The following is a 19,894-nucleotide window of genomic DNA, read 5'->3' as shown; positions in this document are numbered from 1 at the left end:
GGGTGGGGTCGTTGCGGCAGTGCGCGACCTCGACCAACTTCGACCGTGATTGAGAGAGTCGAGCGCTTCGCCGAGGACCCCACCCGGCCCTTCGGGCCACCCTCCCCTCAAGGGGAGGGATTTCAGCGTTATTTCAATCAATTTTTAATGTTTTTCGGCCGCGCCTCTGGACAAGGCGAATCACCTTTGATTCTTTACAGACGATTCGGATGTGCGGTGTTGCCGGATCGTCAAGCGTACGGAAATTCGGGGAGTGCCATTTATGGCCAAGGCGGACGCGTGGGGCGCGCCCGAAGGGACGGCTTTTGAGCGGCGCAAGGCGCGAGGCGACGGCCTCGCCGGCAATACGCGGCTCATCGCTGAACCAGCCTACCGGCGGCTCCTGGCTGCCGAACCCCTTCTGCGCCGTTCGATACCGGCTCTCATCATCATCTTCCTGATCGTCATCGCCGCACTGCGCGTGCTGTCGCTGATGAACGAGCGCGACGAGGCCGAGCGCGACGGCAAGGCGGTGCTAGGTCTCGCCGCCGGCCAGATGGCGAACGCAATCTCGGCCGACCCGACCGCGGCATCCAGCGGTGCAATTGATCTTCTGGAAAGCACGAGCCGCCAGGGCGCCATGGGCAGAAGCCATGTGCTTGTGATCACCGACAGCGCCTTCAAGATCATTGCCGTGTCGCCGCTGTCGACCGGCTGGCAAGGGCGATCGCTGGACAGCCTGGTGCTGGACGGCCAGCCGCTGTTCATGTTCGGCGACCGCGCCGGGGTCATGGATGTCAGCATCGGCGGCCAGGACTGGTACGCGGCGGTGAGCCTGACCCGGGACCGCAAGAACGCCGCGGCCGTGCTGGTGCCGCAGGAAGCGGCGTTCGACAACTGGCGCAAGACCGTCTCGCTCAACGTCACGCTGTTTGTGCTGACAGCCGGCGTGCTGATCATCATCCTCTACGCCTATTTCGGCCAGGCATCGCGCGCCCAGACAGCCGACCGCATCTATCTCGAAGCCCATCAGCGCATCGACATGGCGCTGGTTCGCGGTCGCTGCGGCCTGTGGGACTGGGACATGGTGCGCGGCAAGATGTACTGGTCGCGCTCGATGTACGACATGCTGGGCTACGAGCCCTGCAACTCGATGCTGTCGTTCGGCGAGGTCGACGACATCATCCACCCCGAGGACGGCGACCTGTTCGAGCTGGCCAACAAAATCGTCGAGCGCGAGATCGACCATATCGACCAGGTGTTCCGGATGCGTCACGCCGACGGCCAGTGGGTGTGGATGCGCGCCAGGGCCCAGGTGATCGACCCGGAAGCGCCTGAGATCCAGCTGATCGGCATTGCCGTCGACGTCACCGAGCAGCGGCATCTGGCGCTGCGCTCGGAGGCGGCCGACCTGCGCCTGCGGACCGCGATCGAAAACATCAACGAATCCTTCGTGCTGTGGGATGCCGCCCAGCGCCTGATCATGTGCAATTCCAAATACCAGAAGGACAACGGCCTGTCGGACCGCGACGTCATGCCGGGCGCTGCGCGCGCCGTGCTTGAAGAGCGCATGCTGGCCTTCGCCTCTGAACGGCGGCTGGCCAACACCAACGGGCCGCAAGGGGGCGCAACCTTCGAGCGGCAGCTCTCCGACGGCCGCTGGCTGCAGGTCAACGAACTGAGGACCCGGGACGGCGGCACGGTCTCCGTCGGCTCCGACATCACCCAGATCAAGCTGCACCAGGAAAAGCTGGTCGACAGCGAGCGCCGGCTGATGGCGACCATCCACGACCTCAGCCTCGCCCGCCGGGCCGAGGAAGAGCGCGCCAAGGAACTGGTCGAGCTCAACCGCGAATATATGAAGGAAACCGAGCGCGCCGAGGCCGCCAATCGGGCCAAATCCGAATTCCTAGCCAACATGTCGCACGAGCTGCGCACGCCGCTCAACGCCATCATCGGGTTCTCCGAACTGATGGAACAAGGCCTGTTCGGGCCGCTCGGTTCGCCGCGCTACGAGGAATATGCCAACGACATCAACGGCAGCGGCAAATATCTGCTCGGCGTCATCAACGACATACTCGATATGTCGAAGATCGAAGCCGGCCAATTCTCGGTGGACCGCGAGGAAATCGATCTCTGCCCGCTGATCCGCGAGACGGTGCGGGTGATCTCGCTGCAGGCGGCGGAGAAATCGATCACGGTCGAAACCCGCATCGCTGATACGATGACGCTGTTCGCCGACCGCCGGGCGATCAAGCAGATCGCCATCAATCTGCTGTCGAATGCGGTGAAGTTCACCGGCCAGGGCGGCCATATCTCGGTGCGCGCCCGCAACACGTCAGGCGCGCTGGTGCTGACCATCGAGGACAATGGCTGCGGCATTCCGAAGGAGGCACTGAGCAAGCTTGGCCGCCCCTTCGAACAGGTGCAGAACCAGTTTTCGAAGAACCACGCCGGTTCCGGCCTCGGCCTTGCCATCTCGCGCTCGCTGGCCGAGTTGCAAGGAGGAGCGCTGAAAATCCGCTCGACCGAAGGCGTCGGCACGATCGTGTCGGTGCGCATCCCGGTGAAGAAGGCGCAACCGGCGGTGAAGGCGGCGGCCTGACGGCCCGCCAATGCCAGCGGTGCTCTCCGCTGCGTTCAAGGACTGAGTAGGCGCGGTCATGTAAGGACTCCGGCGGCTTCGCCGCCGGAGCCACAATCACCACTCACTCCATGCTGTCGTCGCCGCCGTCCCATTGGTGGTGGCGGCCCATGCGGCCTTTCTTTGGGAGTTCGTTGCGCTCGATCTTGCCGTCATTGTTGCGGTCGAGCATGGCGAACACCTTCTTCTCACGCCCGGTGATGTCGTCCGTGGTCAGCGTGCCGTCGCCCTTGGTGTCGTAGCGGGCGACGATACGCTTTGCCATTTCCTCGAACCGCGCCTTTTCCAGCGCGTCGGCGAGCTGGGCAACGGTCAGCTTGCCGCCATTGTCGGCGACCAGCTTCTTCAGCCGCGCGTTCATGGCGTCGGAAAACTGGTCGAAGCTGATGGTGCCGTTGGAATCCTTCATCGCCTTGTCGAGGCGCATCATCGCGCCCTCGCGCATTCTGGCGCTGGCATTGTTCTCGGCATAGGCGGTGGTGCCAACGGCGCCGGCAAGCGCGACGAAGGCAAGGGCAAGTCCGGTTGTCTTTCTCATGGGTATTCTCCTGTTGCATCGTCACCCCCGATGCGATCCGAAACAGCCGCCAGCGCTTCACGCCCTCACAACCGTTTCGTACGAAGCAAAAGGTCGAAATCCTTTCCGACCTTTTGCGACGTCTCCTTGAGGTGTGCTTCCAGCACACCGAAATCCGGCAGGTCAGTCACCGCCAGAAGCAGATCCGACAGTCCCGGCGGAACGTCATCGCGTTCGAATGCGCCGGTGAGGCAAAGCCGCGTCATCTGGGTCAGCGCCAGATAGAGCTGGTAGGCTTCGCAAAGCTGCTGCCTGACGTCAGCCTCGGCGAAATCCGGCGACAGATGCGCCAGAATTTCGCCGGTCGCGGTCACCCTGCGGCCGGCTTCGACCTGCCCGGTTATAACCGCCACCTGCGCGATGAATTCGAGGTCGATGAGGCCGCCGGAGATGAGCTTGATGTCCCAGAGATCGCGCGGCGATTTTTCCTTCTCGATCAGCGCGCGCATCTCGGATGCCTCCGCCCTCACCTTGGCGGCGTCGCGCGGCAAGGCCAGAAGTGCCGCCACCTCGGCCTCGACCTCGGTGCAAAGGGCCGCGTCGCCGCCGATGGCGCGCCCCCGGGCCAGCGCCATGTGCTCCCAGGTCCAGGCCTCCTGGCGCTGGTATTTCTTGAAGGCATCGATGTGGGTGGCCACCGGCCCCTTGTTGCCGGATGGCCGCAAGCGCAGGTCGAGCTCGTAGAGAACGCCTTCGGCGGTCGGCGCCGAGACAGCCGCGATCAGCCGCTGCGTCATCCTGGTATAGTAGTGCGATGGTGCGAGCGGCTTGTCGCCTTCGGACTCGTCGGCATCCGCGTCGTGGTCGTAGAGCAGAATGAGGTCAACATCGGAGCCGGCGGTGAGCTCGCGGCTGCCGAGTTTGCCCATGCCGAGCAGCGACACGGTGCCGCCGGCGATGCGGCCATGACGCAGCGCGAATTCGGTGGTCACCGCCTGCAATGCGGCGTCGATGGTGAGGTCGGCGAGATCGGAAAAGGCGCGGCCGGCGCGCGCCGCGTCGATCGAGCCGGCGAGCAGCCTGACACCGATCAGGAATTTCTGCTCGGAGGCAAAGATGCGCAGCCGGTCAAGCACATCCTCGTAGGGCCTGTCGCCATCGATGAAAGCGGCCAACCGCGCTGAGAGATAGGCGCGGTTGGGCAGTTCGGTGAGCAGCGCCGGGTCGAGCAGACCGTCGAAGACATGCGGGCGCCTTGTGATGATTGCCGCCAGCCGAGGCGCGGCGCCCATGATCGTCGCCATAAGCTTCAGCAGAGCGGGATTCGACTGCAGCAGCGAAAACAGCTGGATGCCGGCGGGCAGGCCGGCGAGGAATTCATCGAAGCGAACCAGCGCCTCGTCGGCCCGGCGCGTCTGGCCGAAGGCTTTGAGCAGCGCCGGCGTCAGTTCGGTCAGCCGCTCGCGCGCTTCCGCCGACTGGGTGGCGCGATAGCGGCCGAAATGCCAGCCCCGAATGACGCGGCAGATGTCGCTTGGCCGCTGGAAGCCAAGGCCATGCAAGGTCTGCAGCGTGTCGGGATCGTCGACATCGCCGGTGAAGACCAGATTGCCGACGCCGGCCGACAATTCAGGCGCGGTCTCGAACAGCGCGGCGTAATGGCGCTCGACCTCATGCAAAGCCGCGCGAAAGGTTTCGGCAAATCTGGCGGCATCGGCAAAGCCCAGCATATGGGCGATGCGTTCCAGCCCTTCATCATCGTCGGGCAGAATATGCGTCTGCTCGTCGGCGACCATCTGGATGGCGTGTTCCACGCCGCGCAGAAACCAATATTGCTGCGTGAGCGCGTCGCGTGCATCGGCGGTGATCCAGTTGCGCGCCGCCAGCGCACCCAGCATCGGCACAGTCTCGCGGCCGCGCAGCTCCGGAAAACGGCCGCCGGCGATCAGTTGCTGGGTCTGGACGAAGAATTCGATTTCGCGAATGCCGCCGCGGCCGAGCTTGACGTTGTGTCCTTTGACCGTGATCTCGCCATGACCCTTGTGGGCATGGATCTGGCGCTTGATCGAATGAACGTCGGCGATCGCCGCATAGTCCATGTATTTGCGCCAGACATAGGGCTGCAATTCCCGCAGGAACGCGTCCCCGGCATCGAGATCGCCGGCCACGGGACGCGCCTTGATCATGGCGGCGCGCTCCCAGTTCTGGCCGCGCGCCTCATAGTAGCGAAGTGCTGCCTCGACCGGGATGGCCAGCGGCGTCGAGCCTGGATCGGGACGAAGCCTCAAATCGGTGCGGAAGACATAGCCGTGCCCGGTGCGGTCCTGCAGGATGCGGACCAGCCTGCGGGTCAGGCGCGCAAACAGCTCTGTGGCGTCGAGCGGATCGACGATTGCCGGCGCATCCGGATCGAAGAAGACGACCAGGTCGATGTCGGAGGAGAAATTCAGTTCATGCGCGCCAAGCTTGCCCATGCCGAGCACGATCCAGCCGGATTGCCGTGACGGATTTTCGGGATCGGGCAATTTGAGCTTGCCTTGGCTGTGCGCCTCGCGCAGCAGGAAGTCGACCGCCGCGCAGGTGCAGGCATCGGCGAGATTGCTGAGGCGCCTTACCGTCAGCGCTGCATCGGCCTCGCCGGAGAGGTCTGCAAGTGCGATCAGGAAGTGAGCTTCACCCTTCCACTGCCTGAGTTCCATCATCAGGCTGGATTCGGAAACGGTCTCGGAAAAGGCGGCCTTGCCGATCGCTTCGGCGATGGCGAGCAGCCGAGCCTCGACACTGCCATCGAACAGCGCGTCGAGGATTTGCGGCCGGCGGCGCGCGACATCGCGGAGGAAGGGCGAGAGGTCGAAGACGGCAGCGAGAAACTCCTGTGCGGCGCCCTTGCCCCCTAGGAATTTCGCCAGCCGCGGCAGGTTCTCGTCCTTGGCATCGCCAGCGATCTCCGACAGTTCACGCCGGGCGCGGGCCTCATCCAGCGGCGCGAGCCGCGCCGCCAGTTGCAGGCGCCATTCGGTCTCGATCCGTTTCGCAGCCATCCTCACCGCCATCAATGGTCCTCCCGCGCCGGGAAGCTCATGATAACGGACAATCCGGGATTGGCAGGCAGAAGTTCAAGCCGGCCATTGTGAAAAGTCATGATCGCCTTGGCGAGGCTGAGGCCAAGACCGGATCCCGGCTGCGAGCGGCTCTTTTCCAGCCGCACGAAGCGCTCGGTCGCCCTGGCGCGGTCGGCATCGTCGGGGATGCCATGGCCATTGTCGGAAACGGAAAGGCGGATTTCGTGACCGACGCGCTGCAGGGCTACGCGCACGGCAGGCTTTTCCGTCGCATCGGTCGAGTATTTGATGGCGTTGTCGACGATGTTCGACAGTGCCTGGCCGATCAGCTCGCGGTTGCCATCGACGGAAAAATTCCCGTCCGCGGCAGTTTCAAGCACCACGCCAGCCTCCTCCGCCACCGGCTCATAAAGCTCGACAACGTCATGCACCGCGGCGGCGAGATCGACCTTGCTGGTGCTCTCCGAGGAATAGCCGGCCTCCAGCCTGGAGATCATCAGGATGGCGTTGAAGGTTTTTATCAGCTGGTCGGATTCGGCGATGGTGCCTTCCAGCGCCTGCCGGTAGTCGGTGGTCTTGTGCTTGCCCGAAAGTGTCGCCTCAGCGCGGTTGCGCAGTCTGGTCAGCGGCGTCTTCAAATCATGGGCGATGTTGTCGGAGACCTGCTTCAGCCCTTCGTTGAGCGTCGCTATCCTGGCCAGCATGGTGTTGAGGTTTTCCGACAGGCGGTCGAACTCATCGCCGGCGCCGGTCACCGGCAGCCGTCCCGTGAGATCGCCGCCCATGATGCGGCGGCTTGCCTCCGAGACGCTGTCGATGCGCTTCAGCGCGGCGCGGCCGACAAGGAACCAGATCAGCAGCCCGCCCAGGCCCATCATGCCCAGCGCCAGCATCAGGGCGCGGCGGACGACGGCGCGGAAGCGCTCGGGCTCGCCGAGATCGCGGCCGACCAGCATGATCATCTGGTTGGGCAGCCGCAGCACCAGCGCGATGGCGTTGTGGCCCTTCTCGCCCTCGGGCTGAATTTCGGTCTCGCCGGGCTGCGCGCCATTCGGGTCAGAAGCCTGGTTGCGCTGCCGTTCGAGCTCACCTTCGCCGAAACGGCGATAGGAGAAGGGTTCGGTCGTCCAGCCACCGGTCTCGAGCACCCCCGGTGCCAGGCTCTGCACGTTGCCGGTGAGGATCTGGCCGTTGACATCGGCAATGAGATAGAGGTTGGCGCCGGGCTGGCGCGAGCGCTGCTCGACGACGCGCACCAGCCGCGGCAGGCCGCCGCTCTGATAGGCACGGGCGAGGCCGAGCACCTCGTCATTGATGGTCTGCTGGGTCTGGCCGGTCAGCATGCGGGCCGACAACGACGTCATGTAGAAGACCAGCAACACGGCACATAGCGCGAAAAGCAGGAAATAAAGCGCTGAAAGCCGCGCCGCCGTCGTCCTCATGATGGCCGGCAGGGAAAGGGCCATCGAGTTCTAGCTCATGATGAGATTTGGCTGAAATCTCATCATGACCTACCCCTTTGTTGGAGCATGATCTTCTCCAAAAACCGGTACCTACTTTTTGGGATCATGCTCTAGCCGCTCTTCAGCATATAGCCGGCGCCGCGAACCGTATGCAGGATCGGCTTGTCGAAACCCTTCTCGATCTTGCCACGCAGGCGCGAGACGTGAACGTCGATCACGTTGGTCTGCGGATCGAAATGATAGTCCCAGACATTTTCGAGCAGCATGGTGCGCGTCACCACCTGGCCGGCATGGCGCATCAGATATTCGAGCAGGCGGAATTCGCGCGGCTGCAGCGTGATCTCGCGCGCCGCGCGCTTGACCGAATGGGACAGCCGGTCAAGCTCGAGATCGCCGACCCGGTAGACGGTTTCGGCCTCCCTGGCGCTGGCGCGGCGGTTCAGCACCTCGACGCGGGCGAGCAATTCGGAAAAGGCATAGGGCTTGGTCAGATAGTCGTCCCCGCCGGCGCGCAGACCGGTGACGCGGTCATCGACTTCGCCCAGCGCCGACAGGATCAGCACCGGCGTGGTGTTGCCGCGCGAGCGCAGGCCGGCAATGACGGAGAGCCCGTCGCGGCGTGGCATCATGCGGTCGACGACCATCACGTCATAGTCGCCGGCATCGGCCAGCGCAAAGCCGGTTTCGCCGTCGCCGGCTACATGGGCGGTGTGCCCAGCCTCGGCAAAGGCCTTCTGCATATAGTCGGCCGCCTCGCGATCGTCTTCTATGACGAGAATCTTCATAGAGCCGTTATACGCGATTTCGCCGGAAGATTGAGAGGCCGCCATAAGCGCAAAAGCTTTCGTTCAAGCATGTCGTTTTGCCAAACCGCCGTGCACTTTGGGCGACATGCTTCGATGTTAGAGCGGCAGCGGGCGATGGGGGCCCGCTGCCGCCGGGGGCAGAACACGATGACTGACTAACGCGTTCGGCCCCTTGCTTCCCGTGCGGCGGCTCGGGGGTGTTGAAACCGCCGCACTGGAAACTGTGTGATGTCAGCCTTTGGCGACTGGCAGCGCGACGAAGCGGTTTGAATCGTCGCGGGTGATCTGCATCAGCACCGCCTTGCGGCCGGACTTGACCGCATCGGCCATCGCCTTGGCGACGTCTTCGGTGCCGTTCACCTCCGTCGAATTGACCGAGGTGATGACATCGCCGGGCTGGATGCCGCGGTCGGCGGCATCGCTGTCGGGATCGACATCGGTCACCACCAGGCCCTTGCCGTTTTCCGACTTGGTGACGGTGAGGCCGAGATCGGCCAGCGCGGCGGGCTTTGCCGGTGCCGCGGGCTGCTGCGGGTCGGCCGAGGCCTGCTTGTCAGTGGATGGCAACGTGCCGAGATCGACCTTGATGGTCTGGCTCTTGCCGTCGCGCCACACCGTGACGTCGACCGACTTGCCGGGTGGGTACGCGCCGATCAGACGAGCCAGTTCCTTCGGCGATGCGACGTCCTTGCCTTCGACCTGGGTGATCACGTCACCGGCGGTGATGCCGGCCTTCTTGCCGGGGCCACCGTCCTGGGCGCCCGAAACCAGAGCCCCGTTCTGCGACTTCAGGCCCAGCGATTCGGCGATGTCCGATGTAACCGGCTGGATTTCGACGCCGAGCCAGCCACGCTGCACCGAGCCGCTCTTCATCAGATCCTGCACCACCTGCTTGGCGGTGGAGGCCGGAATGTCGAAGGCGATGCCGACGCTTCCGCCCGACGGCGAGAAGATCGCGGTGTTGATGCCGACGACCTGGCCGTTGAGGTTGAAGGTCGGGCCGCCCGAATTGCCGCGGTTGACCGAGGCGTCGATCTGGATGAAGTCATCATAGGGACCGGCGCCGATATCACGGCCACGGGCCGAGACGATGCCGGCGGTGACGGTGCCGCCGAGGCCGAAGGGATTGCCGACGGCCACCACCCAGTCGCCGACGCGAACCTTGGAATCGTCGGCGAAATCGACATAGGTGAACTTGCCGACGCCATCGACCTTGAGCACCGCCAGATCGGTGCGCGGATCGGTGCCGATCAGCTTGGCGTCAAGCTCCTTGCCGTCATTCATCACCACTGTGAAGGCGGAGCCTTCCTCGACGACATGGTTGTTGGTGACGAGATAGCCGTCATCGGAGATGAAGAAGCCAGAACCCTGCGCCACCGGACGCGGCTGGTCGTTGTTATGGTCGCGGTGGCTGAAGCGACGATTGCCGCCGTCATGGCCGTTCTGATCGCCAAAGCCGCGGAATTGCTTGAAGAACTGGCGCAGCTGCGGATTGTCGGGCAGGTTGTTCATGCCGTCCGGATCGTCGGACTGGTCGGAGCCGTCATCGGCGGCAGGCTCGATCTTGGCCTTGACCTTGACGCTGACCACGGCCGGCGAAACGCGCTCGACGACATCGGCAAAGCCCGGCACCTGGGGCGCTTCGACCCGCACGGCGTCGGCCAGAACGGGAGCTGTACCAGTGGCAACGGCGCCGAAACCGATGCCGCCGGCAATGGCCAGCGAAGCGGCGGCGGCCAACAGGCGCTTGCGGGTGCGGGAATATGGGTTGGGGGCGATAGTCATGGGTCTCGTATCCTCTTTTCACTGGATGCGGCTCAGGCAGAGCATCCTCGGACAAGAGAAATAGAGAGGCGCACATTACCGCGCCATTTCCGAAGCATGAAAGTTTTGTAATGTTGGGCGGACGCACAAATCGCTTGGTTGCGCTCGCCTGCTGCCCTATGGTGTACACAACTCAGCACAAGGCTTTCACAATGACAGCAAGCACCACCATGACCATTCGAGTCTCGTCCGAGACCAAGCTGAAGCTGGAGCAGATCGCTACCGATACCAGGCGTAGTAAATCGTTCCTCGCCGCCGAGGCGGTCTCAGCCTATGTCGATCGCGAGCTGGATATCATCGAAGGCATAAAACGTGGCATGGCCGACGCAGAGGCTGGCCGCGTCGTGCCCCACGACGACGCCATGGCGGAGCTCGACGCGGTGATCGAAGCAGCGAAAGCCAGGCGCGCAGGCAAGGCGTGAAGCTGTTCGTCACCTGGTCGCGAGAAGCGCTGGACGATCTCACGCAGCAAGTTGCCTTTATCGCTCAGGACAATCCTGCCGCCGCCCGACGCCTCGCGGACCGTATCCGTGAAATGGGCCGGGGCCTTGGTGATATGGCGACGGGCCGACCTGGCCGGGTAACAGGCACTTATGAGAAGCCCATCGGCCGCCTGCCCTACATCATTGCCTATGAATTGCGCCTGATCGCCGGCCGTCAGAGCATCGTTATCCTGCGCGCCATCCACACGTCGCGGGACTGGCCTTTGGAGGAATGGCCGAGCTAGTCGCTCAGCATCTTGTCCAGCGCCGCCTGTTCCTCGGCGCTCAGCGCCTTGGTTGCCAACGAGCGGCGGGAGCGTGTGGTCAGCACAACGAAAATGCCGCCGACTAGAAGCAGAAGCACCGGCGTGCCCCAAAGCAAGGCGTTGCGCGGGCTGAAGCGCGGCTTCAACAGCACGAACTCGCCGTAGCGCGACACGATATAGTCCATCACCTGCTGGTCGGTATCGCCGGCAACCAGGCGCTGGCGCACCAGGATGCGCAGGTCGCGGGCGAGGTCTGCATCGGATTCGTCGATGGACTGGTTCTGGCAGACCATGCAGCGCAGGCCTTCCGACAGGAGCCGCGCCCTCGCCTCGAGCGCCGGATCGGTGAGAACCTCGTCCGGTTTCACCGCTTGCGCCGCGCCGGCAAACAGCAGCGCCAGAAGCAGGGTGAGCGAGGCCAACGAGAACCTGGTGCTCACGGCGCGCCTGCCGACCGCATGGAGGCTGCCTGCTTGCGGCGGCGCGAGGGTGCGCCAACCCGCAGGCGACGGTCGAGCAGCGACATTGCGGCTCCCGCCATCATCACCAGAGCTCCGCCCCAGATCAGCGTCACCAGCGGCTTCCACCACAGGCGCACCACGACGGATCCATCGGTGCCTTCATCGCCCAGCGACAGATAGAGCTGGCTGAAGCCGATCGTCTCGATGCCGGATTCGGTCGTCGTCGTCTGCCGCACCGGAAAGAAGCGCTTTGCCGAGGTGATTTCGGCTGAAACGCCGCCATCGGCGCCGATCAGGGAAAAGCGGCCGCGCTGCTCGCTGTAGTTCGGACCCTGCGCCGGGAAGAGGCCGTCGAAACGCAGCGTGTGGCCGGAGAGTTCGACGCTCTCGCCGGCATGCATCGACAGTATCCTTTCGGTGCCGAAGCACAGCGTGCCGACAATGCCGAGCGTCGTCAGCCCGAGGCCGAGATGGGCAAGTGCAGTGCCGAACACCGAACGCGGCAGGCCGGCGAAACGGCGCAGCATGATGGCGGGCGACACATTGCCAAAGCCGGACTTGACGGCGAGGTCGGTGAGCGCGCCGCAGACCAGCCAGCAGGCGAGGCCGACACCAAGGGCGGCGAACACCGACGCGCCGTCGATGAACAGCCCGGTGACCAGCATCGCCAGGAGAGCGGCGCCGAAAGCCGCCATCAGGCGCTGGGCGACGGCATAGAGGTCACCGCGCTTCCAGGCGAGCAATGGTCCGAAAGGAACCACGACCAGCAGCGGCACCATCAGCGGGCCGAATGTCAGGTTGAAGAAGGGGGCGCCGACCGAGATCTTGCCGGCCGAAAGCGCTTCGACCGCCAGCGGATAGAGCGTGCCGACCAGCACGGTGGCCGTGGCCGTAGTCAGGAACAGATTGTTGAGAACGAGTGCGCCTTCGCGCGAGATCGGGTGGAACAGGCCGCCGGCCGTCAGCCGCGAGGCGCGCAGCGCAAACAGGGCCAGCGAGCCGCCGATGAACAGCGTCAAAATGCACAGGATGAAGATGCCGCGGGTCGGATCGGTGGCAAAAGCATGCACCGAGGTCAGCACGCCGGAGCGCACCAGGAAGGTGCCGAGCAGCGACAGCGAGAAGGTGAGGATGGCAAGCAGCAGCGTCCAGATCTTGAGCGCCGAACGCTTCTCCATGACGATCGCCGAATGCAGAAGAGCCGTGCCGGCCAGCCACGGCATAAAGGAGGCGTTTTCGACCGGATCCCAGAACCAGAAGCCGCCCCAGCCGAGCTCGTAATAGGCCCAGTAGGAGCCCATCGCGATGCCGCCGGTGAGGAACATCCAGGCGACCAGCGTCCACGGCCGCACCCAGCGCGCCCAGGAGGCATCGATGCGGCCTTCGATGAGGGCGGCGGCCGAGAAGGAAAAGCAGATAGAGAACCCGACATAGCCGAGATAGAGCAGCGGCGGATGGATGGCGAGGCCAAGATCCTGCAGGACCGGGTTGAGATCGCGGCCCTCGATCGGCGCCGGATTGAGCCGGGTGAACGGATTGGATGTCGTCAGGATGAACAGGAAGAAGGTGGCGCCGATAGCCCCCTGCACGGCCAGCACATTGGCGCGCAGCGTCGCCGGAAGGTTGGAGCCGAAGACAGCGACCAGCGCACCGAAGAAGGTCAGGATCAGCACCCAGAGCAGCATCGAGCCTTCGTGATTGCCCCAGGTTCCGGTGATCTTGTAGATCAGCGGCTGCAGCGAATGCGAGTTTTCCCACACGCTCGCCACCGAGAAATCGGAACTTGCATAGGCGCCGGCGAGTGCTGCGAACGACAGCGCCGTGAGCGCGAAGCCTGTGACCGTGACGGGACCGCCGACAGCCATCAGCCTCTGGTTGCCGGTACGGGCGCCGATCAGCGGCACCAGCGTCTGCACCAGCGACAGCACAAAGGCGAGGACGAGCGCGAAGTGTCCGGTCTCAACCATTACTGGCTCTTGCTCTCTTGCCACACGCCCTTGGCCTTCAGCCCGTCAGCGACTTCCTTGGGCATGTAGCGCTCGTCATGCTTGGCCAGCACGCTGTCGGCGACGAAAACGCCGTCGGCGCCAAAGCTGCCTTCGGTGATGACGCCCTGCTCCTCGCGGAACAGATCGGGCAGGATGCCGGTATAGCTGACCTTGACCGATTTGTGCGTGTCGGTGACCGAGAACGCAACCGTCGCGCCCTGCCCGCGCACGACCGTGCCCTTTTCGACGAGGCCGCCGAGCCTGATGCGCTGTCCCGGCTGCAAGCTGGCGGTGGTCAGATCGGCGGGCATATAGAAATAGGAGGCCTTCTGGCCCAACGCATAGAAGGTCAGCCCGGTGGCGGCGCCGAGGAAGGCAAGACCTCCGACAATCACCGACAATCGCTTCTGCTTGCGCGTCATGTCCTACTCCGTCGCCGTCAGGCCGAGCGAGGCGGCAAAGGCGGTGAATTTCTTCGCTTCCTCACTGTCGGCGCCAAACACGGCAATACCGCGATGCAGCGCGTCGCGCGCCTGGTCGGCCTTGCCCAGCACAACATAGGAACGAATGAGCCGCATCCATCCTTCCGTGTCGCGCGGATTTTGCCGCAATTTTTCGTCGAGGCCGGCGACCATGGTTTCGATCATGGCCTGCCTGTCCTGCGGCGCCATCGACGAGGCGGCATCGACGGCTGCGGCGTCGGGGCCTTTGGCGGGCTCTCCTGACGCGACGCTGCGGTTGGCGGCCTCGGCCAGTGCCTGTTGGACAGCTCCGCGCCATGGCGAATCCTGCGGCAGGGAATCGAGCATTTTCTGCCAAGCCGTGGTTGCCTCGGGTATGCGGCCTTCCTGGGCCAGCGCCATCGCCAAATAGAACGAGGCTTTCGCGTTTCCCGGGTCGAGTTTTAGCGCCTGTTCGAAAGCGTATTGCGCATCGGCCGAAACGATGCCGCCGGCCGCATTGGCGATCGCTTCGCCGAGACCGGCCTCGCGGGCAGCCGTGTCGCCATCGAGGCGGATGGCATTGCGATAGGCGGTCACGGCATCGGGAAAGCGCTGCAGGCGCAGATAGATCGGGGCGAGCACGTCCCAGCCGCGTCCATCGCCAGGGTTGGCGGCAAGATGGGCCTCGGCGCGCGCCACCAACTCGTCGACCGAACTATCGGCCGGATTCTTGGCCAGCCGTTCGGCAAGCGGCTGCGACGGCAGATCCGGCGAGCCGAGCTGGCTGTAAAGGCCCCAGCTGAGCAGAGGGACCGCCAGTACCGCAGCCGTTGCCACCAGCCTTGCCGCCTTTGACGGCTGCCGCGTGCCAGGCGCATCGGCTTGACCGACATTGGCTTGACCAACATCTCCCAGGCGAAGGATGCGGCGGGCGATTTCGGCGCGCGCCTCCTCGGCTTCCGCCGGCTGGATCAGCCCGCGCGCGGCGTCACGCTCAAGCTCGGCCAGTTGGTCGCGATAGACTTCGAGGTCGTGGTCGCTGCTGGTCGGAGCGTCCTTGCCGCCACTGGTCAGCGGCAGCAGCACCGTCAGGCTTGCGCCTAGCGTGAGGATTGCGGCTATGACCCAGAACAGCATGGTTCTTCCAATAGAGCGAGAGCCCTGCTCTCACAACATGAGGTCGCTGCGACGCTTTGACGGGATTCCGACCCCGGCCCAATGTTCAGGTCAGCGGCGTCCAGCTGCCGTCGGCGTTGCGGCATGCGGTGCCCCGCGCGGTCTGGCCGGCCGTGCCGGTAAACACCGTATGGGTGTACTGGCGGCAATCCTGCGAGCCGACGCGGTAGGGCTGGGCCGCGACGACTTCGCCGGAATGGGCCGAACTGTCGCCCTTCCAGGTCACCTTCTGGCCGCTCGCGGTATATTCGAGCGCCTTGTACTCCGCCTCGAGCGCCTTGCGCTTCTCGGTGCTGGTCAGGCCGCTGCCGATCGACCCGCCGACGAGCCCGCCAGCCATGGCCGAGATGATCGTCGTCGCGACCTTGGCACCCGAGGGAGGTGACGCGGGCGGATTGGTGATGGAAATATCCGGGCCACTGCCCTTGCCCAGCGTTCCGCAGCCGGAAAGAGCGAGCAGTGCGGAAACGAGCGCAACGCGAATCTTCATGCCAACAACCGGTTTTCTTGAACGGGATGCGCTGGGTGCCGCGTCATCGGGGATGTCTGCTGGCCATAGTATTGATATTTGTCGGAAATTTGGCCGTTTGCCGACCGCCCAGGGAACAATCGACAGGCCGCCATAACACAGGCCCCCAACCATGTCGATTGGTCATCAAACATCATTGGAGGCTCCGCAAGCGCACAACCGCCTTCAGCCCGCCCATCGTGGAGCGTTCCAGCGCCAGCGCCCCGCCATACTCGTTGACGAGGTCGGCAACGATGGCAAGTCCGAGCCCGGTTCCCGGCTTTGTCTCGTCGAGGCGCCGGCCGCGTTTCAAGACATCGCGGGCCTTGTCCTCGGGGATGCCGGGACCGTCATCCTCGATCGATAGCTCGAACAGGCCGGCTGCGGCCGGCGTGACGGATACGGCAACAGTGCTCTTCGCCCATTTCATCGCATTGTCGAGAAGGTTGCCGAGCAGTTCCTCCAAATCCTCGCGCTCGCCAGCAAAGACGATGTCGGCCGCCAGCAGCGTAAGCGACAGGCTGACATCAGGCTTGAGTTTTTGCAGCACGCGCACCATGCGCTGCACCAGCGGCGTCACCGGCGTGCGGTAGACGACGCTGTCGCGCTGCGCCGCGACCCGTACCCGCTGCAGGTAGTGGTCGACCTGTTTCTGCATCGACGCCGCCTGGTCGGCGATGAGCTGGCCCTTGGCGCCGCCTAGAGCCCGGCCCTCATTGATCAGCACGGCGAGCGGCGTCTTCAGCGAATGGGCAAGGTTGCCGACCTGCGTACGCGAGCGCTCGACGATGCGCTTGTTGTTTTCGATCAGCGCATTGGTTTCGTTGGCGAGCGGCTCGATCTCGGCGGGAAACCGGCCATCGAGCCGCTGCGCCGTGCCTTCGCGCACCTGGGCAAGCGCGTTGCGAACCCGGCGCAAGGGCTGGAGGCCGAGCAGGATAGCGATCGCATTGATGGCGATCATGCCGACGCCGAACAGGCTGAGATAGGTCAACAGGCGGCCCTGGAAGGTGGCGATCTCGTGCTCGAGCTCGGTCTTGTTGCCCATCACGCGGAAGCGCGCGGCGCGGTTCTTGGCATCGAGGACGAATTCGCTTTCGAACACTTGCAGTTCCTCGTCACCGATGCCGTCGGTGGAATAGCTGCGCTGGAAACTGGAATTGAAAGGCACCTCGGCAACGGTCGGCGACGGGATCGTCGTGGTCATCGAGGACGAATGAAGGTTGCCGTGCACGCCTTCGGAAGCCGGCTCCACCGACCAGTACCAGCCCGAATTCGGCTCCGAGAAGCGCAGGTCGCCAAGGTCGGGAGCGCCGGTGAGCTGGCCGGTTTCGGAAACGCCGACGGAGCCGATCAAATTGAACAGATGCGCCGACAGCAGGCTGTCGAAGCCGCGCTCGCTGGCCTGGCGGTAGAGCGTGGTGATCAGAGTGAAGATGACGATCAGGGTGAGGATCGCCCAGATCGTGGAAAAGCCGATGACGCGGAAGGCCAGCGAGCGAGGCCAGAGCCGCGCCGAAAAAGGCTTCCTTGCTGGTATGGGGAGCGGTTCCGCCTTACGCCTCCGGCTCACGCATGCGATAGCCCATGCCGCGCACGGTTTCGATCATGTCGATGCCCATCTTCTTGCGCAGCCGGCCGACAAAGACCTCGATGGTGTTGGAATCGCGGTCGAAATCCTGGTCGTAGAGATGCTCGACCAGCTCGGTGCGCGACACCACCTCACCCATATGGTGCATCAGATACGCCAGCAGGCGGAACTCATGCGAGGTCAGCTTCAGCGGCACGCCGTTGACATCGGCCTTGGAGGCCTTGGTGTCGAGGCGCAGCGGCCCGCAAGTGAGCTCGGACGAGGCATGGCCGGCGGCGCGGCGGATCAGCGCCCTCACCCTGGCCAGCACCTCCTCGATGTGGAACGGCTTGGTGACATAGTCGTCGGCGCCGGCATCGATGCCCGACACCTTGTCGCTCCAGCGGTCGCGCGCTGTCAGGATCAGCACCGGCATCTTGCGGCCGTTGCGGCGCCAGCGCTCGACGACGCTGATGCCGTCCATCTGCGGCAGGCCTATGTCGAGCACGACAGCATCGTAGGGCTCGGTGTCGCCGAGGAAATGCCCCTCCTCGCCGTCATAGGAGCGGTCGACCACATAGCCGGCATCGACCAGCGCGTCGGCCAGCTGCCGGTTGAGATCCTTGTCATCTTCGACGACGAGTACGCGCATGATCGGTCAGGCCTGTTGATGTGTCAGATATAGGCCGATTCCGGTGGTCTGGGAAACGAGCCCTGCAAGGGGAAGATTGGATCAGTTCGCCGGGACGACGATCTCGGAGCGGCGCGGACGCTGGCCGTCCTTGCCCGGCACAAGCACGATGATGATGCAGACCTCCTGGCCGCCACGCGTCGTCTGCGAAGCCTTGGCCAGCGTGCCGCCATTCTGCTCGGCAACCTGCTGGCCGATCGCGTAGCAATCCGCCGCGGCTGTTGGCGTCGCTTGCGACGCCAACAGGCCGGCCGCTGTGAGCGCCAGTATCGCGGTTCTGACATGAGAGCGAAGCGTTTTCATGGTCGGCGTTGTAACGCAACTGTGCTGAACGTGAAATGAACGGTGAACGGGTGAAAATCCATCCCCGCAATACCCCCTGCGCGCGCAACGAATGAATGCGATCCTACCGCCCAGTCCCTCAGACCGGGCAATGGATTCATAACCGGAAAACCGGCTGCGCGGCTATGGTGTTTGCGCGCAGGTTCTCAATTCGCAGCCAGATTGGGAACAGGTCAAGGCGAGACCATTCTGAAGGGCCGCCCTAAATAGCGCGGGAAACGCCAAATCATCGGAGTGCGCCATGACGGATAAAGACCTTGCCGACCTTTACCGGGGCTATATCGCTTGCCTGAATGCCCAGGACTGGGCGAAACTTGGAGACTTTGTCGGCGACGAGGTGCAGCACAATGGCGAAATGCTGGGCCTGTCGGGTTATCGCCGTATGCTCGAAGGCGATTTCGAGGCGATTCCCGACCTCCGCTTCAACATCGAACTGCTGGTCTGCCAGCCGCCGCGCGTGGCGGCGCGCCTGCATTTCGACTGTCATCCCAAGGGCGTGCTGTTCGGCCTGCCGGTGAACGGCAAGCGCGTGTCGTTCGCTGAGAATGTTTTCTACGAATTCGGAGAGGGTCGCATCCGCGAGGTGTGGTCAGTCATCGACAAGGCCGAGATCCAGGCGCAGATCTAGGTTGCTTCAATCACTTTGTTCGGTGAGAGCGCGTATCCGCAGCACCCCGTGGTAGAGCGCCAGGTCCTCGTCGTAGCGGGCCTCGGCGAACTCCAGCGACAGGCGGGTCTGGTCGCGCGAGCCGGTGGCGAAAGCGGCGCCGTCAAGGCGCGCCCGGATGCTGTCCATAATCAGACGCGTCTCGGCCTCGCCTTGCGCCTTCGACCAGACATGCAGCGTGATGAGCTGGTCGTCATCATTGTCGGCGCCGGTGTCCAGATCGAATGCGCTGGTCCTGCCATAGGTCACATAAGGGAAGGCGGCACTGTCGGCCGCCTGCTCGCGCAACCCGGCGCCGCCGAGCAGCGCCGTCAGCGAGGCATCGCTCTTCAATCTCATGAACAAGGCTTGCAGCAAATCGCCGGGCGCCGTCATCGTCGTCTCCGTTCGCCTGTCACGCTTTGAACAACCTCAGTTTCGCGCGCAACCTAACCGCGTTGCACGGATTTCGCCAGATGACGATCCGCCTGATGGAAGGCGGCGAATCGGGCGGCATGGCCCTTTCACGGACCGGGTTCTATTTGGCATGCGGGGAGTTTCAAGAAGGGTGTTATGAGGAGCCCTGTTTTCTCCGGCAATTCGAGGTCATTTCATGCGAACGCCACCGCTGCTGCCGGCTTTTGGAAAGCTTGGCGTCAAGCCCCCGGTCGCGATTGCGGCAGCACCCGCCCTGTCGAAGAGCACCGTGGCCCTGCGCATGCGCGAGATACTTTCAATGCATGGCGGCCTGGCCTTGAAGCTGTCGGTGGTGGCCTGGACAATCCTGATCCTGGCGGCGGCATTTTTCATGTCAAGGGCCTGATGCCGATATGACAAACCGCTACGCGTTGCGCATGTACGAGCCCGAGAGCTGGACTATCTTCGACATCTTCACCGGCCAGCCTGTCGAGCTTAAGCAACAGGTAATGGTGGCCATGAATTTGCGCGATGCGGAAGCGATGGCCGACCGCCTGAACAGCCGGGACGTCAAGCGGCGGGCAAAAGCCGACCGCAAGTCCTGACGCA

Annotated in this window: 20 protein-coding genes; 6 read left to right on the top strand and 14 right to left on the bottom strand. The window is 64.0% G+C overall.

The features are described from left to right. The first annotated feature begins 262 nt into the window (after positions 1-262). A complete protein-coding gene (locus tag NKJ58_RS13685; RefSeq protein ID WP_023684522.1) occupies positions 263-2,584 on the top strand; it encodes a PAS domain-containing sensor histidine kinase in 2,322 nt (773 codons plus the stop codon). 103 nt (positions 2,585-2,687) lie between these two features. Here NKJ58_RS13685 and NKJ58_RS13680 read toward each other — a convergent pair whose 3' ends face one another. The 5 genes from NKJ58_RS13680 to NKJ58_RS13660 all read right to left on the bottom strand — a co-directional run bounded on the left by NKJ58_RS13680 (position 2,688) and on the right by NKJ58_RS13660 (position 10,256). Further along, positions 2,688-3,161, bottom strand: coding sequence for an EF-hand domain-containing protein (locus NKJ58_RS13680; protein WP_023715676.1), 474 nt, complete (start codon positions 3,159-3,161; stop codon positions 2,688-2,690). Between the two features lie 65 nt (positions 3,162-3,226). Further along, positions 3,227-6,181, bottom strand: a complete 2,955-nt coding sequence (locus NKJ58_RS13675) for a bifunctional [glutamine synthetase] adenylyltransferase/[glutamine synthetase]-adenylyl-L-tyrosine phosphorylase (protein ID WP_502902300.1) — start codon at positions 6,179-6,181, stop codon at positions 3,227-3,229. Between the two features lie 11 nt (positions 6,182-6,192). After that, complete coding sequence (locus NKJ58_RS13670) at positions 6,193-7,668, bottom strand: sensor histidine kinase (protein WP_352853307.1); 1,476 nt, start codon at positions 7,666-7,668, stop codon at positions 6,193-6,195. 107 nt (positions 7,669-7,775) lie between these two features. Then, positions 7,776-8,450: a response regulator transcription factor gene (locus NKJ58_RS13665; protein ID WP_023670185.1), complete on the bottom strand. Its 675-nt coding sequence runs from the start codon at positions 8,448-8,450 to the stop codon at positions 7,776-7,778. A gap of 252 nt (positions 8,451-8,702) precedes the next feature. Then, a complete protein-coding gene (locus tag NKJ58_RS13660) occupies positions 8,703-10,256 on the bottom strand; it encodes a Do family serine endopeptidase (protein WP_023752740.1) in 1,554 nt (517 codons plus the stop codon). 191 nt (positions 10,257-10,447) lie between these two features. Here NKJ58_RS13660 and NKJ58_RS13655 point away from each other — a divergent pair, with 191 nt between their 5' ends. Further along, positions 10,448-10,717 (top strand): CopG family ribbon-helix-helix protein, encoded by a 270-nt coding sequence (locus tag NKJ58_RS13655; RefSeq protein ID WP_023684527.1) that lies wholly within the window; start codon positions 10,448-10,450, stop codon positions 10,715-10,717. Continuing rightward, positions 10,714-11,022: a type II toxin-antitoxin system RelE/ParE family toxin gene (locus NKJ58_RS13650; protein ID WP_023742647.1), complete on the top strand. Its 309-nt coding sequence runs from the start codon at positions 10,714-10,716 to the stop codon at positions 11,020-11,022. The genes NKJ58_RS13655 and NKJ58_RS13650 overlap by 4 nt, the downstream gene beginning before the upstream one ends. Here the strand turns inward: NKJ58_RS13650 and NKJ58_RS13645 are convergent. The 8 genes from NKJ58_RS13645 to NKJ58_RS13610 all read right to left on the bottom strand — a co-directional run bounded on the left by NKJ58_RS13645 (position 11,019) and on the right by NKJ58_RS13610 (position 18,183). Next, positions 11,019-11,483, bottom strand: a complete 465-nt coding sequence (locus NKJ58_RS13645) for a cytochrome c-type biogenesis protein (RefSeq protein ID WP_352668411.1) — start codon at positions 11,481-11,483, stop codon at positions 11,019-11,021. The genes NKJ58_RS13650 and NKJ58_RS13645 overlap by 4 nt on opposite strands. Next, positions 11,480-13,471, bottom strand: coding sequence for a heme lyase CcmF/NrfE family subunit (locus NKJ58_RS13640; RefSeq protein WP_352853304.1), 1,992 nt, complete (start codon positions 13,469-13,471; stop codon positions 11,480-11,482). The genes NKJ58_RS13645 and NKJ58_RS13640 overlap by 4 nt, the downstream gene beginning before the upstream one ends. Next, complete coding sequence (ccmE, locus tag NKJ58_RS13635; RefSeq protein ID WP_023670179.1) at positions 13,471-13,914, bottom strand: cytochrome c maturation protein CcmE; 444 nt, start codon at positions 13,912-13,914, stop codon at positions 13,471-13,473. Before ccmE ends, NKJ58_RS13640 begins: the two co-directional genes overlap by 1 nt. A gap of 3 nt (positions 13,915-13,917) precedes the next feature. Further along, positions 13,918-15,072 (bottom strand): c-type cytochrome biogenesis protein CcmI, encoded by a 1,155-nt coding sequence (gene ccmI, locus NKJ58_RS13630; RefSeq protein ID WP_023731026.1) that lies wholly within the window; start codon positions 15,070-15,072, stop codon positions 13,918-13,920. 85 nt (positions 15,073-15,157) lie between these two features. Beyond that, positions 15,158-15,601: an RT0821/Lpp0805 family surface protein gene (locus NKJ58_RS13625; protein ID WP_023752744.1), complete on the bottom strand. Its 444-nt coding sequence runs from the start codon at positions 15,599-15,601 to the stop codon at positions 15,158-15,160. A gap of 172 nt (positions 15,602-15,773) precedes the next feature. Further along, positions 15,774-17,192 (bottom strand): ATP-binding protein, encoded by a 1,419-nt coding sequence (locus NKJ58_RS13620; RefSeq protein ID WP_352853302.1) that lies wholly within the window; start codon positions 17,190-17,192, stop codon positions 15,774-15,776. Continuing rightward, complete coding sequence (locus NKJ58_RS13615; protein ID WP_023670175.1) at positions 17,176-17,841, bottom strand: response regulator transcription factor; 666 nt, start codon at positions 17,839-17,841, stop codon at positions 17,176-17,178. The genes NKJ58_RS13620 and NKJ58_RS13615 overlap by 17 nt, the downstream gene beginning before the upstream one ends. An 81-nt stretch (positions 17,842-17,922) precedes the next feature. Then, a complete protein-coding gene (locus tag NKJ58_RS13610; protein WP_352597549.1) occupies positions 17,923-18,183 on the bottom strand; it encodes a hypothetical protein in 261 nt (86 codons plus the stop codon). Between the two features lie 280 nt (positions 18,184-18,463). Here NKJ58_RS13610 and NKJ58_RS13605 point away from each other — a divergent pair, with 280 nt between their 5' ends. Next, on the top strand, positions 18,464-18,850 hold the full coding sequence (locus NKJ58_RS13605) for an ester cyclase (RefSeq protein WP_023684533.1): 387 nt from the start codon (positions 18,464-18,466) through the stop codon (positions 18,848-18,850). Between the two features lie 6 nt (positions 18,851-18,856). On the opposite strand, the gene NKJ58_RS13600 is transcribed toward NKJ58_RS13605, so the two are convergent. Then, positions 18,857-19,264, bottom strand: coding sequence for a DUF3168 domain-containing protein (locus tag NKJ58_RS13600; protein WP_023670173.1), 408 nt, complete (start codon positions 19,262-19,264; stop codon positions 18,857-18,859). A gap of 217 nt (positions 19,265-19,481) precedes the next feature. Here NKJ58_RS13600 and NKJ58_RS13595 point away from each other — a divergent pair, with 217 nt between their 5' ends. Both NKJ58_RS13595 and NKJ58_RS13590 read left to right on the top strand, forming a co-directional pair. Beyond that, positions 19,482-19,691 carry a hypothetical protein gene (locus NKJ58_RS13595; protein ID WP_023692810.1) on the top strand — a complete coding sequence of 70 codons (210 nt, stop codon included), beginning with the start codon at positions 19,482-19,484 and terminating at the stop codon, positions 19,689-19,691. A 7-nt stretch (positions 19,692-19,698) separates the two neighbouring features. After that, entirely contained in the window at positions 19,699-19,890 is a 192-nt protein-coding gene (locus NKJ58_RS13590) for a hypothetical protein (protein ID WP_023692809.1), read from the top strand. Positions 19,891-19,894 lie beyond the last annotated feature (4 nt).

Origin of the sequence: Mesorhizobium sp. M0139, from assembly GCF_040322455.1 — a bacterium.
Taxonomy (GTDB): domain Bacteria; phylum Pseudomonadota; class Alphaproteobacteria; order Rhizobiales; family Rhizobiaceae; genus Mesorhizobium.
Note: the sequence above shows the minus strand (reverse complement) of the source record. Positions and strands in the feature narration are given on the sequence as shown.